Below are 15868 nucleotides of genomic sequence, written 5' to 3' on the forward strand. Positions count from 1 at the left end.
CTGTGCGTATGAGAATCGGCATTGTCGGAGCCACGGGCCAGGTCGGCGGCGTCATGCGCCGGGTGCTCGCGGAGCGCAAGTTTCCCGTCGACGAGCTGCGGCTGTTCGCCTCGTCCCGGTCCGCCGGGCGCACCCTGCCCTGGGCTGACGGCGAGGTCACCGTCGAGGACGCGGCCACGGCCGACTACACGGGGCTCGACATCGTGCTGTTCTCCGCCGGCAAGACGACCTCGCTGGCGCTCGCGCCGAAGGTCGCCGCGGCCGGCGCCGTCGTCATCGACAACTCGTCCGGCTGGCGGCTGGACCCGGACGTGCCGCTGGTCGTCGCCGAGGTCAACCCGCAGGCGGCCAAGCTGCGCCCCAAGGGCATCATCGCCAACCCGAACTGCACCACCATGGCCGCGATGCCGGTGCTGCGCCCGCTGCACGACGAGGCGACGCTGACCGGGCTGATCGCCAGCACCTACCAGGCCGTCTCCGGCACCGGCCTGACCGGCGTCGACGAGCTGCACGAGCAGGCCACCGCCGTGGTCGCCGACGCCCGCACGCTCGCCCACGACGGCCGCGGCGTCGACTACCCGGAGCCGAAGGTGTACGCGCACCCGATCGCGTTCAACGTGCTCCCGCTCGCGGGCTCGGTGGTCGCCGACGGCTCGAACGAGACCGACGAGGAGCAGAAGCTCCGCAACGAGACCCGCAAGATCCTCGACATCCCGGGTCTGCCGGTCTCCGGCACCTGCGTCCGGGTGCCCGTCTTCACCGGGCACTCGCTGCAGCTCAACGCCCGATTCGCCAACCCGATCAGCCCCGAGCGCGCCCGTGAGCTGCTCGCGCACGCCCCCGGCGTGATCCTGGCCGAGGTGCCCACCCCGCTGCAGGCCGCCGGCCAGGACCCGACGTACGTCGGCCGCATCCGCCGCGACGAGACCGCCCCCAACGGCTTGGCCCTGTTCTGCTCCAGCGACAACCTGCGCAAGGGCGCCGCCCTCAACGCCGTCCAGATCGCCGAACTGGTCCTCGCCGACTTCTAGGGCAAAGGAAGGGCACCTTCTTAACGCTCCGCGTTGCAGAAGGTGCCCTTCCTAACGCGCGGCACGCGATGGCGCAGGTCGTGTGGATGCTGTGAAGACCTCGTGCAACACAGGGCCGCGCGGCAGCCGGGTTGGTGCAATGAAGAGGTGACCCCCAACCCCTACCGGGCTCCGCTGCTCGCCGCCCGGCCGCCCATCGCCTCGGCCGTCGAGAACCGCGCCAACGCCTTCGAGCCGCCCGCCGCCGAGCGCGGCCCGCGCCGCGTGCGGCGGGTGCGCTCCGGCATAGGGACCGCGCTGGCCGGTCACGGCGTGGCCGTGATCCTGCCGATGCTCCCGTCGATGCTGACCGACGACCCGGGCCCGGTCTTCGCCGTCTGCGGCGTAGTCGCCCAGCTGCTGCTCGCCGCCTTCGTCGTCGCCCTCGGCGTCGCCCGGACGGTTCGCCGCGACGGAGCCAACGCCGTCGGGCTCGTCATCGGCTGGATGGCCGGCGTCCCGGTCGCCGCGATCGTCGGGCTCTTCATCCTCGCCAACCTCGCCACCTGACCGCCCGCCGACCCAGCCGGCTGCCCCGCCGCCCGTTGGCGGGGCGCAGGACTGCGCCGTCGGCGCGTCAGAGCCGCAACGCCTGATCGATGTGGACGTCCGTCAGACCCGAGACCGGATCGACGTGGATCAGGCTGGTCGGCGCGTCCCGGCGCTCGGCCCACTCGTGGGCGGCCGCGCTGTGCAGGTCGTCGAACCACACCACGGGCCGGTCGGCGACCCAGGGCGCGATCCCGAGCAGCTTGTCCTGCCCGCCGCCGGGCGGTCCCGCGCACGGGATCACCGGCAGCCGCGGCAGCCCCAGCAGCGGCGCGAGCAGCCGGTTCGCCTCGTCCTCCCAGTACGTGGCCCAGACCAGGGTGTATCGCTCGGCCAGCCGCAGCAGCATCGCCCCGTGCTCGGGCCGGACCCGGACCAGCTCCCCGGGGAACAGCTCGTGCTCGGTGTACCCCGGCGGGCAGGCGGCCGAGCCGTGCGGGTTGAGCACCCCGTCGACGTCGATCAGCGCGAGCGCCTCCCGGCTCACAGCGCCCTGCTCATCACCAGGCGCGGCCCCAGCGCGTCCAGGCCCAGCTCGGCCTCGTGCAGGCGCAGCTCACGCATCTGCGGGCCGGGCTCGGCGACCGGGCGGAAGCCCCGACCGGCGTAGAACGGGCCGTTCCAGGGGATCTCCGCGTACGTGGTCAGGGTCAGCTCGCGATGGCCCGCGGCCGCCGCCCACGCGCACGCCGCCGCCAGCAGCGCGGTGCCGACACCCTGGCCGCTGTGGTCGGGATGCACGGACAGCTGCTCCAGGTAGGCCGTCCCGTCGACCAGCCCGAGCCGGGCGAAGCCCACCGGCGGATCGCCCACGACCAGCACGCAGTCCGCATCGGCGTAGGACGCGGCAGGCGCGGCAGGCGGCAGCGGGCCGAACCCGATCGGCTCGAACACGCGGTCGGCCGCCGACTCCAGCACCTCCAGCAGCGGCCAGTCGCCCTCGGTCGCGGCCCGCACCCGATACCCGTCCACTGCCCCTCCGCCGTCGCCGAAAGGCCGACGATAAGCCGGCGGCAACGCTCCCGTCTCGCGATTTCCCCACCATCGCTGGATCTAGATGATTTGTGGTCGCCAGGGCGACCACAAATCATCTAGATCCAGGCAGAGCTGCCCGTCAGGCGGAGTGCAGGCCGGTCGGGGAGCCGCCGGCAGCGCCGGCGATGCCGTCGCCGATGTGGCCGGACAGCAGGCAGGCGGCGGCGTGCGGGCCGTGCAGCGGCAGCACCGGCAGCGTCTCGCCGACGCAGCGGTCCGCGATGCCCGCCCGCTGCGCGAGACCGTCGGCCAGCGCCGGGCAGCGCGGATGGAAGCGGCAGCCCGCCGGGATCCGCGACGGGTCCGGCGACTCGCCGGACAGGATCACGGGGGTACGCCCCGAAGCCTCCGGCAGCACCGACAGCAGCGCCGCCGTGTACGGGTGCCTCGGCGCGGCCAGCACCTGCTCGGTCCGCCCCACCTCGACGATGCGCCCGAGGTACATCACCGCGAGCCGGTCGGCGATGTTCCAGGCCAGGCCGAGATCGTGCGTGACGACCAGCACCGACAGGCCCAGCTCCGCGCGCAGCGACAGCAGCAGCGCGAGGATCTCGCCGCGCACCGACGCGTCCAGGGACGCCACCGGCTCGTCGGCGATGATCAGCTCGGGTTCCAGCACCAGCGCACCCGCGATGACGACGCGCTGGCGCTGCCCGCCGGACAGCTCGTGCGGATACCGGCCGAAGAAGCGCTCCGCAGGCCGCAGCCCTGCCTGCCCCAGCGCCTTGGCGACCAGCGCGCGTTCGTCCCCGGGCACCTTGTGGATGCGCAGACCCTCCGCGACGGCCTCGTACACGGTGCGGCGCGGGTTGAGCGCGCCGGTCGGATCCTGCAGCACCAGCTGCACCTTGCGCCGCAGCGCCTTGAGCCCCTTGCCGCTGTAATCCAGCGGCCTGCCGTGGTGCAGCACCTCGCCCTGGTACGGCCGCTGCAGGCCCAGCAGGGTCCGGGCCAGCGTCGTCTTGCCGCTGCCCGACTCTCCGGCCAGCGCGACGATCTGTCCCTTGTCGACGGACAGCTCGACCCCGTCCACGGCCCGCACCGGCGGGGTCCCCTTGCCACGCCCGCCGAACCCGACATGCAGGTTCCGCGCCTCCAGCACCGGATGCACCGAGATCCCGCTCATGCCCGCTCCTCGCTTCGCTCGTCACCAGCATGAGAACCGTGCCCGCCGATTCGCTCGCCCAGCTCGCTCATGCCCGCTCCTCGCTTCGCTCGTCACCAGCATGAGAACCGTGCCCGCCGATTCGCTCGCCCAGCTCGCTCATGCCCGCTCCTCGCTTCGCTCGTCACCAGCATGAGAACCGTGCCCGCCGATTCGCTCGCCCAGCTCGCTCATGCCCGTTCCTCGCTTCGCTCGTCACCAGCATGAGAACCGTGCCCGCCGATTCGCTCGCTCATGCCACCGCCCCCACGTGTACGCAGGCGGCGCTGCGCTCGGCGTCGACCGTGCGCAGCGCGATGTCGTGCCGGGCGCATTCGGGCAGCGCGACCGGGCAACGGGGCGCGAAGGCGCAGCCCTCGCCCAGGTCGCGCGGGTCCGGCGGGTCGCCGGGCAGGCCCCGGGGCGCCCGACGCGAGGCCATGTCCCCGATCACCGGGAACGCCGCGGCCAGCGCCTGGGTGTACGGGTGGGCGGCGCCGGCGAACAGCCGGTGCCCCGGTCCCTGCTCGACGATCCGGCCCGCGTACATCACGGCGACCCGGTCGCAGGTCGACGCGAGCACCGACAGGTCGTGGCTGATCAGGATCAGGCCGACGCCCCGCTCCTGGACCAGTTGCCTGAGCAGCGTCAGCACCTGGGCCTGCACCATCACGTCGAGCGCGGTGGTCGGCTCGTCCGCGATGATCAGCTGAGGTGAGCAGGCCAGCGCCATGGCGATCATGACGCGCTGCTTCTGCCCCCCGGACAGCTCGTGCGGGTACGACTCGGCCCGCCACGCGGGCACGCCCACCTGCTCCAGCAGCTCGCCGACCTGCCTGCGGGCGGTGGCCGCGGACGACTTCGGGGCGTGCAGCACGATCGCCTCGGCGATCTGCCGACCGATGGCGCGCACCGGGTTGAGCGCGTGCATCGCGCCCTGGAACACGATCGACGCCTCGTTCCAGCGCACCGCGCGCAGCTGGCCCCAGCTCATCTTCAGCACGTCGCTGCCGTTGAGCAGGATCTCACCGGACACCTCGGCGTTGGCGGGCAGCAGCCGCAGCAGCGCGCTCGCCAGCGTCGACTTGCCGCAGCCCGACTCCCCCGCCAGCCCCAGCGTCTGCCCCGCACCGAGGGTGAGGTCCACGCCGCGCACCGCAGGCAGCGGCACACCGCGGTCGCGGTACGACACCCGCAGGTCCCTGATCTCCAGCAGGCTCGCCGGGCCGCCGCCGGCACGCGCCTGCGGAACCCGCACCTCGCCCGCCGTATTCGCCCTCGCCTGCGGGGCTCGCTCCGCTCGCTCCTCGCTGCTCACCGTTCCCCCAGCCTCGGGTCGAGGATGCGCTCCAGCGCCCGTCCGCACATGTTGAAGGCCCGCACCACCAGCACCACCGCGACGCCGGGGCCGAGCACCCACCACCATGCCCCCTGGCTGATCACGCCGCCGCTGTACGCCATGTCGAGGATCCGGCCCCACGAGATGCGCAGCGGATCGCCGAGCCCGAGGAACGACAGCGAGGTCTCCGCGATGATCGCGATCGACACGGTCAGCGTGGTGTTGGCCAGGACCAGCGGCATGACGTTGGGCAGCACGTGGCGGGTCATCTGGTGCCGGTGCCCGGCGCCGAGCGCCCGCGCCCGCTCCAGGTAGGGCCGCGCCTCGACGGCCATGGTCTGCGCCCGGACCAGCCGGGCGGTGCTCGACCAGGACGTCACGCCGATCACGATGATCACCGCGAGCAGCTTGGGCACCTGCGGCGGGAACACCGTGGCCAGCACGATCGCCAGCGGCAGGTACGGGATCACCAGGAACCACTCGGTGAACCTGTTGAGCAGGCCGCCGCCGACGCCGGTGAAGTGCCCGGACATGACGCCGACGACGGTGCCGAGCACCATCGAGATCAGCGTGGCGGCCAGGCCGACCAGCAGCGTGATCTGGGTACCGTGCACGACCAGGGTGAGCACGGAGCGGCCGTCGGCGTCGGTGCCCAGCAGGTACTGCCAGGACGGGTGCTCCAGGGCCCCGCCGGCCGCCTTGACCACGCTGAGCCCGTCCGGGTCGGCCAACAGGTCCGCGAAAATCGCGACCAGGCCGAACAGGACCAGCACGATCGCGCCGGACCGGAACTCGCCGTCGCGCAGCAGCCCGCGCCACCCGCTCCGGCCGGATCGGCGTTGCGCAGAACCCGCGGTCACGGCTGCCTCACTCTCGGGTCGAGCACCGGCATCAGCAGGTCGGCCAGCAGGTTCATGAAGATCACCGCAGCGCTGAAGAACAGGAAGAGACCCTGCAGCAGCGGGACGTCGGGGCCGCGGGTCGCCTCGTAGGTGAGCCTGCCCAGGCCGGGCCAGGAGAACACCATCTCCACCGTGATCGCGCCCGCGACGACGAAGCCGAGGCTCAGGAACAGCAGCGACACGGTCGGCAGCAGCGCGTTGGGCATCGCGTGCCGGCGCAGCACCAGGTCGTCCCGCAGGCCCTTGGCCCGTGCGGTGGTCAGGTAGTCCGCCCGGCGCTCGTCCAGGATCGAGGACCGCATGATCAGCGAGTACTCGGCGACGTAGACGACGGCGAGCACGAGGACCGGCACCACCATGTGCCGCAGCACGTCCAGCCATACCGGCAGCTCGGAGCGCGGATCGGTCATGCCGCCCGCACCGAGCCCGAAGCGGCCGAGCACCACCAGCACGACAAGGCCGAGCAGCCACTCGGGGGTGCTGTAGAAGGTGACCGCGAGGTTGGACGACCAGCGGTCGAACCTGCTGCCGTAGCGCCAGCCCGCCCGGGAACCCAGCCAGACGCCGATGCCGCTGGCCAGCACCAGCGCGGTGCCCGACAGCAGCACGGTCGGCCACAGCCCCCGGAGGATCAGGTCGAGCACCGGCTCCTTCTTGCTCCAGGACCAGCCGAGATCGAGGTGGGCGAGTTGCTGCAGGTACTTGCCGAACTGCACGTTCAGCGGATCGTTGATACCCAGCGTCTCGCGCAGTTGCCGGAGCGTCTCGGGGTCGGCGTTGCGCCCGCGCGGGGCGAAGGTCTTCTCGGGGTTGCCGGGCAGGATCCGGAACAGGAAGAAGTTGGCCAGCACCACGAAGACGAGCGTGGCCAGCGCCGCGGCGCAGCGCCGCAGCACCAGCGAGAGGGAGAGGGGACGGGGGCGGCGCGGTGCGCCGCCCCCGTTGGCGTTGCCCATCAGCGGGTCACTCCCGGTCGTCCGCGGTCGACCGGCGTCGCAGCACGACCACGATGACCGCGACGGCGATCAGCACGACGACACCGACCACGATGGACACGATCACGGCGGTCGGCAGCCCGCCGTCGTCGGTCGCGGCCTTCTCGGCCACCGGCTCGATGTTGCGGTACGAGTAGGTGCCGTACTGCAGCGCCAGGATGCCGCCGTCGCTGGGCTGGGCGACGAACCCGGTGAACCGGTCCGACCGGTACACGTCGGCCTGGTTGTAGTAGTAGAGCATCGAGTAGGCGACGTCGTCGTACAGCTTGGCCTGCGCCTGCTTGACGACCTCGGCCCGCGCGGCCCGGTCGATGATGGTCTGCTGCTTGGCGTAGAGCGCGTCGTAGTCGGCGTCGCAGTAGTAGCTGTCCGACCAGCCGGCCGAGATCTCGCCGTCCTCCTCGGTCGAGCGCTGACCGCAGGTCATCACCGACAGCTGGAAGTCGGGGTCCGGCTCGACGACCCAGCCCCAGTGGAACAGATCGAACTCGCCCTTGCCGAGCACGGTGGTCAGGTTGTCCTCGCTCATCACCGAGACGGTGACCGCGATGCCGATCTCCTTGAGCCAGTCGCGGATGTACTCGGCGTCCTTCTGCGACGACTCCGACTCGCTGCGGGCGAACATCCGGAACTTCAGCGCCTTGCCGTCCTTGGCCCGGATGCCGTCGGCGCCCTTGGCGTAGCCGGCCGCGTCGAGGATCGAGTTGGCCTTGGCCAGGTCGAACGCGCGCTCGTTGGCGCCGGGGTTCCAGTGCAGGTCGGCGTAGATCGGCGGGATGACGCCGGTGGCGGCGGTGCCGTGGTTGCGGATCACCTTGTCGACCAGCGTCTTGCGGTCGATGGCGTGGTCGATGGCGAGCCGGACCTGCTTGTCCTTCAGCGCCGGGTGGCCGTCGCCGATCGGCTTGTCGTCGGTGGTGGCCGCGCCGATGTTGTAGGCCAGCTCGCTGAAGCCGTAGTACTTGGCGTCGTTGACGGTGATGCCGTCCTTGCCGATCAGCGGCTCGAACACGGCCGCGGGCAGGTCCTGCGCCATGTCGATCTCACCGTTCTGCACGGCCTGCGACAGCGCCTCGTCGTCGGTGAAGATCCGCAGCACCAGCTCGTCGATCTTCGCCGCGCCCAGGTAGTAGTCCTTGTTCGCGGTGAACCGGTAGAACTGGCCCTTCTTCGCCTCGGCCAGGCGGAACGGCCCGGACCCGACCGGGTTGCTGTCGTTGGCGTAGTTGGCCACCGCGGTCGCGTCGATCTTCGACCAGACGTGCTCCGGCAGGATCGGCACCGCCAGGCTCACCATGATCGGCGACGGCTGCGCCGTCTCCATGACCACGGTGTACGCGTCCGGCGCGGTGATCTTCGAGATGTTGTCGACGTAGCTGCCGTACTGGCTGTTGGCCTTCTCGTCGTCCTTGGCCCGCTGGAAGCTGTACGCCACGTCCTTGGAGGTCAGCTCGACGCCGTCGGAGAACTTGACGCCCTTGCGCAGGTGGTAGGTCCAGGTCTTGCCGTCGGCCGAGGTCTCCCAGCTCTCGGCAAGCTCCGGCGTCGGGGAGAAGTCCTTGGCGCTGTTGCCGATCAGGTAGTCGTACATGAGCCGGTAGGACTCGTACGCCGCCGACACGACACCCACGTAGGGGTTGAGCGAGTCGATGTCCTGCTTCATGCCGATGACGAAGCTGGTCTTGCTGCGTTCCGCGGCCCCCGGCGACGGCGTCCCGTCGGCCGCGGCGGGCGTCGCGAGCGCGCCGAGCGCGATCACGGCGGCGGCCACCGCCATCGCCACCCGCGCCCGCGCACGCCGCGCTGACTGATTGGTCAACCAGGATCTGGGAGCAGGAGAGGTGCTGCTCATCGGTTTACTCCTTGGTGCCCGGGGGCGTGGCGGGTAGGGTGCCCGTTCATGCCGCACGATCTCGACAACATCGACGTCCCGCCGGTCGCCCCGAGCGAGCCGTGCGAGCGCGAGCTGCACGGCCGCCGGTGGACCGACGATTACGGGTGGATGCGCGACCACTCCGACCCGCGGTTTCTCGCCTACCTGCGCGCCGAGCGCGGGTACTACGATGCTGCCGCCAGCCGGTTGGAGGGCCTCCAGACCGAGGTCTTTCACGAGGTGGAGCGACGCCTTCTTCCGACTGATAGCTCAGTCAGTTGGAGACGTGGTTCACGTTTCTACTACACCCGGACCGTCGCGGGAAGTGAGTACGAGCAGTTCTTACAAGCCGGACATGACGGGGAACCGGACCGGGTGCTGCTCGACGGAGCCCGGCTGGCGGGCCCCGACGGGTTCGCCGAGATCGGGTTGCGGGAGCTGAGCCCCGACGACACGCTCCTGGCGTACTCAGTGGATACCACCGGCGACGAGGTCTATCGATTGAAGTTCCGCCATACGGCGACGTTGACTGACCTTTCGGAGGAGCTTCCGCGTACGTACTACACCGGCGCGTGGAGCGCCGACTCGGGCACGTTCTTCTACACCGTGCACGACGAGCTGTTCCGCCCCCACCAGGTCTGGCGGCACGCCATCGGCACCCAGGCCGAAGCGGACGTGCTGGTCTTCCAGGAGGACGACGCCCGCTTCGAACTCACCGTGCACGCCACCCGCGACCTGTGCTGGATCATGATCGAGGCGCGCAGCCGGGACACCGCCGAGTGGCGGCTGATCCCCGCCGACGCCCCGGACACGGCACCCGTGCTCGTCGCGCCGCGGCGCAAGGGCGTCGACTACACCGTCGACCACGCCGACGGGCGGCTGGTCATCGTCACCGACGACGGCGCACCCGAGTTCCGCGTGATGTCCGCGCCGGTGGCGACCCCCGGCCCGGAACACTGGACCGAGCTGCTCGCACCACGGCCGGGCGAGCGCGTCACCGCCTGCCACGCGCTGCGCGGGCACTGGCTGGTCGAGCTGCGCCGCGACGGCTTCCCGCTGCTGCGCGCCGTCGACCGGACGACCGGCGCGGAGGTCGAGATCGGCGCGGGCATCGACGCGGGGCACGTCCGCCTGGCGACTCCGGTCGAGTACGGCGACACCGCCGTCACGGTCGTCGTCGAGTCTCTGATCGAACCGCCGTCCTGGCACACCGCCGACCTCCGCACCGGCGAGCGCGAGCTGCGCAAACGCCGCGAGGTGCCGGGGTACGACGCGGCGGCGTACCGGACCGAGCGACGGCACGCGACCGCCCCGGACGGCACCTGTGTGCCGGTGACGCTGGCCTGGCGCGCGGACACCCCGCTCGACGGCACCGCCCCCGCCTTGCTCTACGGGTACGGCGCGTACGAGTCCGTGCTGGACCCGGAGTTCGATCCGGTGCTGCCCAGCCTGCTCGACCGCGGCGTGCTGTTCGCGCTGACCCATCCACGTGGCGGCGGCGAGAACGGCCGCGGCTGGTGGCACGACGGCCGGCTCGCCGCGAAGGCCAACACCTTCACCGACCACCTCGCCGTGGCCGACTGGCTGGCCGACGGCATCGCCGACGGGTCCCGGCTGGCCACCCGCGGGCTGTCGGCGGGCGGCCTGCTGCAGGGTGCGGTCTACACCCGACGCCCCGAGCGCTGGACGGCCGTGGTGGCGGAGGTGCCGTTCGTGGACGTGATCACGACCATGCTCGACCCGGACATCCCGCTGACCGTCAACGAGTGGGACGAGTGGGGTGACCCCCGCAAGCCCGACGAGTTCGCCTGGATGTGGGCGTACTCCCCCTACAACCACCTGCCGTCCGGCCTCCGCCCGGCGCTGCTGGCCACCGGCGCCCTGCACGACCCCCGGGTCATGGTCCACGAACCCGCCAAGTGGATCGCCCGCCTGCGCGCCACCGCCACCCCCGAGGACGGCCCCCTCTACCTACGCACCGAACTGGGCTCCGGCGCCCACACCGGCCCCGCCGGCCGCTACGCCCACGCCCACTACGAAGCCGAGATCACGGCGTTCCTCCTGTCCCACCTCCGCCCCCGCCCGTCCTAGATCGCCGGACTTGCCTGGCACCTGTGCGTATCTTGAACGGTCTTTCGCACAGGTGCCAGGCAAGTCGAACGACCTTGGTGCGGGACGCGCCCCGCATGACGCGCCCCGACGGGCGCGGACCGCGTGAACCGTGAACCGCGCCCGGACCGCTAACCGCGCGCAGACGGACCCGCGCGCGGACGGGAACCCTGCGCGGACCGGGAACCGCGGGACCGGGAACCGCGCGTGGACCGGGCGTCGAGCGTGCGCACTCGCGGACCGGGAGCGGAGCACGGACCGCGAGGGTGAGCCGCCGGATCAGGCCAGGACGGCGAGTTGGTGCGCGTGGATCTCGCCGGGCATGGGGCGGCCGGCGAGGAAGTGCTCGACCTCGGTGACGGCGTACGCGCCCAGGCGGCGGGCCTCGGTGCCCTGGACGCCCGCGAGGTGCGGGGTGATCCAGACGTTGGACAGGGCGAACAGCGGGTGCCCGGCGGGCAGCGGCTCGGGGCTGGTGACGTCGAGCAGCGCGTCGATGCGGCCGTCGGCGCAGGCGCGGGTGAGCGCCTCGGTGTCGATGAGCGCCCCGCGCGCCGTGTTGATCACGATCGCGCCGTCGGGCAGCATGGCCAGCCGCCGCTCGTCGATCATGTGCACCGTCTCCGGCAGCTCGGGCGCGTGCAGGGTGAGCACGTCGCTGCGCCCGCACAGCTCGTCGAGCCCGACCGGCTCCGCGCCCAGCGCGGCAGCGTCCAGCGGGTCCAGGTACGGATCGCTGACCAGCACCCGGAAACCGGCCGCGCGCAGCCGCACGATGACGCGGCGGCCGATGCGGGACGCGCCGACGACTCCGACGACCCGGCCGTCGTTGCCCGCGCGCTCGTTGACGGCGAACGTCGGCTGTCGGCCCTCGGCGTAGCGGCGGGCGAAGGCGAAGGCGCGCTTGCCCGCCAGCAGCAGCACGGCCAGCGTGAAATCCACGACCGGCTCGGCGTTGGCGTCGGCGGCCGAGGACACCGCGATGCCGCGGGCGAAGACCTCCGGGCCGACGTGCAGCTTCACCGAGCCGGCAGCGTGCACGACCGCGCGCAGCCGGGGCATCGCGTCGAGCACGGGCTCGTCGAGCGGCGGGCAGCCCCATCCGGTCAGCAGGACCTCCACCTCGGACAGCGCCTCGGCGGCGGCCGCGAAGTCGCCGACCGCACCGGGCCTGAGCAGACGTAACGATCCGCCGAGCCGGGTCAGCAGATCCTCGGGGAACACCGCGCCCGCCGCCGACGGCGACATCACGATGAGCCCGGCAGGGCGGTCCGGCTGGCTCACGGCATCTCCCAAAGCGATCTCTAGTAAACGTTTGCTGTATGGATTCAGGACCGTAGCCGCATCCGTTTGCGTGGTCAACACTGGGATCAAGCCCCGTTTGCGACGAGATGGAATCAGCGACTTGACGTCGTCGTAGAAAACGGTTTAGTTTCTGACTCCGCCGGGCACGGTGATCTGAGCCACTCCCCCGGCATCCCGTCCGGGCCCCAGGGCCAGGGCTCTGAACTGCGAAAACTTTCCGCTACGATCCGATTCCCCCCGCAAAGGAGCGGTCATGAAGACCCGATCGATGAAGGCAGCCGCGGCGCTCGCCGGCGCCATGGTTTCCATGGCTCTGGTCGCGACCGGTTGCAGCAAGGGCGCCGACACCCCCGCCGACCAGCCCGCCGTCACGGAGATCACCTTCTGGTCCTGGCTGCGCGCCTCGCAGGAGGTCACGGACGCGTTCAACAAGACCCACACCGACGTGCAGGTCAAGTTCGAGCAGATCCCGGGCGGCGCCGAGGGTTACGGCAAGCTCACCAACGCGGTCAAGGCGGGCAACGCGCCGGACGTGGCCACGGTCGAGTACGCGATGCTCCCGGACATGCTGGCGCAGGGGAACCTGGCCGACGTCTCGGGTGACATCACCGACCTGGTGAAGTCGAAGTATCCGGCCGCGATCCAGGAGCTGGTGACGCTGGGGGGCAAGACCTGGACCGTGCCGCTGGACGCGGGCGCGATGGTCATGTTCTACCGCAAGGACCTGTTCGAGCAGCACAAGATCGCCGTGCCGAAGACCTGGGACGAGTTCAAGGCCGCGGCCGAGGCCGTGAAGAAGGCCGACCCGAAGGCGCGCATCACCGACTGGAACCAGACCGACTCGGCCAACTTCGTGTCGCTGAACTGGCAGGCCGGCGCGAAGTGGTTCGGCATCGAGGGCGACTCCTGGAAGGTCACGCTGGACTCCCCCGAGTCGCAGAAGGTCGCCGGCTACTGGCAGGACCTGATCACCAAGGACCTGGTGACCAACGTCCCGGCCGAGGAAGTGCAGAAGCGCAAGGCCGCCAACCAGGTCTGGACCCAGCTCGGCGGCGCGTGGGCCGCGGGCGGCCTCAAGGCGGGCCTGCCCGACCAGGCCGGCAAGTGGGCCTCGGCCCCGCTGCCCTCGTGGGACGCGAACCCGGCCTCGGCGATGGTCGGCGGCTCCTCGTTCGGCGTGAGCAAGACCAGCAAGAAGAAGGAAGCCGCGCTCAAGTTCATCACCTGGATGACCACCACCCCGGAGGGTATCCAGGCCCGCCTGGCCAGCGGTGCCAGCTCGACACTGCCGGCCATTCCGGAGCTGGCCGACGTGGCGGCGAAGAACTTCGACACCAAGTTCTTCGGCGGCCAGGACATCTACGCGGTGGCCAAGGCGGCCCTGCCGACCATCAAGACCGGCTGGGTGTGGGGTCCGGGCATGCGCGGCGTGTTCGACGGCATCGGCGAGCAGTTCAAGCTGGTGCAGACGGGCAAGCAGCAGCTGCCGGCGGTGTACGCGCCGGTGCAGACCAAGACGATCGAGGACCTGAAGGGCCGCGGCATCAACGCGTCCTGACGACCCACCGGGGCGGGCGGCGCTGTTTCGGGGCAGCGCCGCCCGCCCTTCCCTCGTTGCTGAAAGGAGGTGCGCCCATGCCCCCCACCCGCTCCGGCCTGGCCCGCCGCCAGTACGGCGTCGCCGCGCTCTTCACCGCCCCGTTCTTCCTGCTGTTCTTCGCCTTCACGCTCGCGCCCATCGGATACGGCGCCTGGCTGAGCCTGCACCGCGAGCAGACCTCGGGCCTCGGCCTCGGCGGCGAGCCCGAGCAGGTCTTCGTCGGCCTGGACAATTTCACCCGGGCACTGACCGACACCCAGTTCCTCGGCAGCTTCGTGACCGTGGGCGTCTACTGCCTGGTCTACATCCCCGTCATGATCGGCATCGCGCTGCTGCTGGCCCTGCTGCTCGACTCGGCGTACGCCCGCGCCAAGCGCTTCTTCCAGCTCGCGCTGTACCTGCCGAACATCGTGCCCGGCCTGATCGCCGCGATGATCTGGACGTACCTGTACACCCCCGGCCTGTCGCCGATCATCGACGTGCTGGAGCAGGCCGGCATCCCGTTCAACCTCGGCTCGGACGCCGGGGCCGTCGGCGCGGTGGCGAACCTGACCACCTGGATGCACACCGGTTACAACGTCATCATCTTCTTCGCCGCGCTGCAGGCCGTGCCGCGGGAGGTCATCGAGGCCTCCACCGTCGACGGGGCCGGGCAGATCCGCATCGCGTGGTCGGTGAAGGCGCCGATGATCCGCGGCGCGGTCGTGCTCGCCGTGCTGTTCACCGTCATCGGCGCGATGCAGCTGTTCACCGAGCCGTTCATCGTGCGCGACGCGGCCACCACGATCGACCAGGCGTGGACCCCGAGCCTGTACATCTACCAGCTGACCAAGGCGTACGACATGGGCGGCGCGGCCGCGGCCTCGCTGATCCTGACCGTGGTGCTGGCCGTGGCGTCGTTCCTGGTCACCCGATTCTCGAAGAAGGGGGCGGCGCTGTGAGCACCTCGCAGACCCTGACTCGGCCGGAGCCGGCGCTCTCCCCCGCCCCGGCGGCCGAGCCGCGGCGCACCCGGTCCGCCTCGCCGCTGCTGTCCAAAGGCGTCGTCAACGGCGTGCTCGTCGCCGCCATGCTGTGGACCGTGCTCCCGCTGACCTGGCTGGTCATCGCGGCGACGAAGGGCTACGCCGACCTCTACTCCACCGGCGGGTTCGAGTTCGCCCGGGTGCGGCTGTGGGAGAACCTGGTCGAGCTGTTCACCTTCGGCGACGGGCTGTTCCTGCGCTGGCTGCTCAACAGCTTCCTGTACGCCGGGGTCGGCGCGCTGGCCAGCTCGATGATCTCGATCCTGGCCGGGTACGCCTTCGACAAGTTCCGCTTCCCGGGCAAGGAGCGCTGGTTCGGGCTGGTGCTGCTGGGCGTGCTGGTGCCCGCGGCGGTGACCACGGTGCCGCTGTACCTGATGGCCTCTGACCTGGGCCTGACCAACAGTTTCTGGGGCGTGTTCCTGCCCGGCCTGGCCAGCCCGTTCGGGGTGTATCTGGGGCGGGTGTTCAGCTCGGCGTACGTGCCGGACGAGCTGCTGGAGGCGACCCGGGTCGACGGCGCGGGCGAGCTGCGCACCTTCTGGCAGATCGCGTTCCCGCTGCTGCGCCCGGCGTTCGCGACGCTGTTCCTGTTCGGGTTCACCGGCGGCTGGAACGCGTTCTTCATGCCGCTGCTGATGCTGTCCGACCACCATCTCTACCCGGTCGGCCTGGGCCTGTTCATGTGGCGCCAGCAGATCGCCGCCGACCAGGACCTGTTCTACCCGCTGCTGATGACCGGCTCGCTGGTGGCGATCCTGCCGTTGATCGTGGCGTTCTTCAGCCTCCAGCGCTACTGGAAGGCCGGGCTGACCGCCGGGGCGGTGAAGTAGAGCTCACGCCGCCGTGGCGCCCGGCATGATCGCCGTTTCAGGTCAAAACCTCGGGTCCCACCCCCGCGTTTTACCAGAAAAACAACGGA

Annotated in this window: 14 protein-coding genes; 6 read left to right on the forward strand and 8 right to left on the reverse strand. The window is 71.1% G+C overall.

Annotation, left to right across the window (positions count from 1 at the left end; all coding sequences use genetic code 11):
• The first annotated feature begins 8 nt into the window (after positions 1 to 8).
• Positions 9 to 1031 carry an aspartate-semialdehyde dehydrogenase gene (locus tag AB0B35_RS32040; RefSeq protein WP_361052526.1) on the forward strand — a complete coding sequence of 341 codons (1023 nt, stop codon included), beginning with the start codon at positions 9 to 11 and terminating at the stop codon, positions 1029 to 1031.
• A 147-nt stretch (positions 1032 to 1178) separates the two neighbouring features.
• Entirely contained in the window at positions 1179 to 1580 is a 402-nt protein-coding gene (locus tag AB0B35_RS32045) for a hypothetical protein (RefSeq protein ID WP_361052529.1), read from the forward strand.
• Between the two features lie 67 nt (positions 1581 to 1647).
• Here AB0B35_RS32045 and AB0B35_RS32050 read toward each other — a convergent pair whose 3' ends face one another.
• The 7 genes from AB0B35_RS32050 to AB0B35_RS32080 form a co-directional block, all read right to left on the reverse strand.
• Positions 1648 to 2106, reverse strand: a complete 459-nt coding sequence (locus AB0B35_RS32050; RefSeq protein WP_361052532.1) for an HAD domain-containing protein — start codon at positions 2104 to 2106, stop codon at positions 1648 to 1650.
• Positions 2103 to 2591 (reverse strand): GNAT family N-acetyltransferase, encoded by a 489-nt coding sequence (locus AB0B35_RS32055; protein ID WP_361052535.1) that lies wholly within the window; start codon positions 2589 to 2591, stop codon positions 2103 to 2105. The genes AB0B35_RS32050 and AB0B35_RS32055 overlap by 4 nt, the downstream gene beginning before the upstream one ends.
• 142 nt (positions 2592 to 2733) lie before the next feature.
• Positions 2734 to 3780: an ABC transporter ATP-binding protein gene (locus AB0B35_RS32060; RefSeq protein WP_361052538.1), complete on the reverse strand. Its 1047-nt coding sequence runs from the start codon at positions 3778 to 3780 to the stop codon at positions 2734 to 2736.
• 271 nt (positions 3781 to 4051) lie between these two features.
• Complete coding sequence (locus AB0B35_RS32065) at positions 4052 to 5056, reverse strand: ABC transporter ATP-binding protein (RefSeq protein ID WP_361052541.1); 1005 nt, start codon at positions 5054 to 5056, stop codon at positions 4052 to 4054.
• Positions 5057 to 5112: 56 nt separating this feature from the next.
• A complete protein-coding gene (locus AB0B35_RS32070; protein WP_361052544.1) occupies positions 5113 to 5997 on the reverse strand; it encodes an ABC transporter permease in 885 nt (294 codons plus the stop codon).
• Positions 5994 to 6995 carry an ABC transporter permease gene (locus AB0B35_RS32075; RefSeq protein ID WP_361052547.1) on the reverse strand — a complete coding sequence of 334 codons (1002 nt, stop codon included), beginning with the start codon at positions 6993 to 6995 and terminating at the stop codon, positions 5994 to 5996. Before AB0B35_RS32075 ends, AB0B35_RS32070 begins: the two co-directional genes overlap by 4 nt.
• A gap of 7 nt (positions 6996 to 7002) precedes the next feature.
• Positions 7003 to 8886, reverse strand: a complete 1884-nt coding sequence (locus AB0B35_RS32080) for an ABC transporter substrate-binding protein (RefSeq protein ID WP_361052550.1) — start codon at positions 8884 to 8886, stop codon at positions 7003 to 7005.
• 48 nt (positions 8887 to 8934) lie between these two features.
• Here AB0B35_RS32080 and AB0B35_RS32085 point away from each other — a divergent pair, with 48 nt between their 5' ends.
• On the forward strand, positions 8935 to 10998 hold the full coding sequence (locus AB0B35_RS32085; RefSeq protein WP_361052554.1) for a prolyl oligopeptidase family serine peptidase: 2064 nt from the start codon (positions 8935 to 8937) through the stop codon (positions 10996 to 10998).
• A gap of 297 nt (positions 10999 to 11295) precedes the next feature.
• On the opposite strand, the gene AB0B35_RS32090 is transcribed toward AB0B35_RS32085, so the two are convergent.
• Positions 11296 to 12300, reverse strand: coding sequence for a hydroxyacid dehydrogenase (locus AB0B35_RS32090; protein WP_361052557.1), 1005 nt, complete (start codon positions 12298 to 12300; stop codon positions 11296 to 11298).
• Positions 12301 to 12574: 274 nt separating this feature from the next.
• Between AB0B35_RS32090 and AB0B35_RS32095 the strand changes: the two genes are divergently transcribed.
• The 3 genes from AB0B35_RS32095 (at position 12575) to AB0B35_RS32105 (ending at position 15779) form a co-directional block, all read left to right on the forward strand.
• Positions 12575 to 13879: a sugar ABC transporter substrate-binding protein gene (locus AB0B35_RS32095; RefSeq protein ID WP_361052559.1), complete on the forward strand. Its 1305-nt coding sequence runs from the start codon at positions 12575 to 12577 to the stop codon at positions 13877 to 13879.
• Between the two features lie 77 nt (positions 13880 to 13956).
• The gene (locus tag AB0B35_RS32100; protein ID WP_361052562.1) at positions 13957 to 14862 is read left to right on the forward strand and encodes a sugar ABC transporter permease; all 906 of its coding nucleotides are present in this window, start codon (positions 13957 to 13959) and stop codon (positions 14860 to 14862) included.
• Positions 14859 to 15779 (forward strand): carbohydrate ABC transporter permease, encoded by a 921-nt coding sequence (locus tag AB0B35_RS32105; protein ID WP_361052565.1) that lies wholly within the window; start codon positions 14859 to 14861, stop codon positions 15777 to 15779. Before AB0B35_RS32100 ends, AB0B35_RS32105 begins: the two co-directional genes overlap by 4 nt.
• Positions 15780 to 15868: the final 89 nt, after the last annotated feature.

Origin of the sequence: Catellatospora sp. NPDC049133 (assembly GCF_040648455.1) — a bacterium.
Taxonomy (GTDB): Bacteria; Actinomycetota; Actinomycetes; order Mycobacteriales; family Micromonosporaceae; genus Catellatospora; species Catellatospora aurea.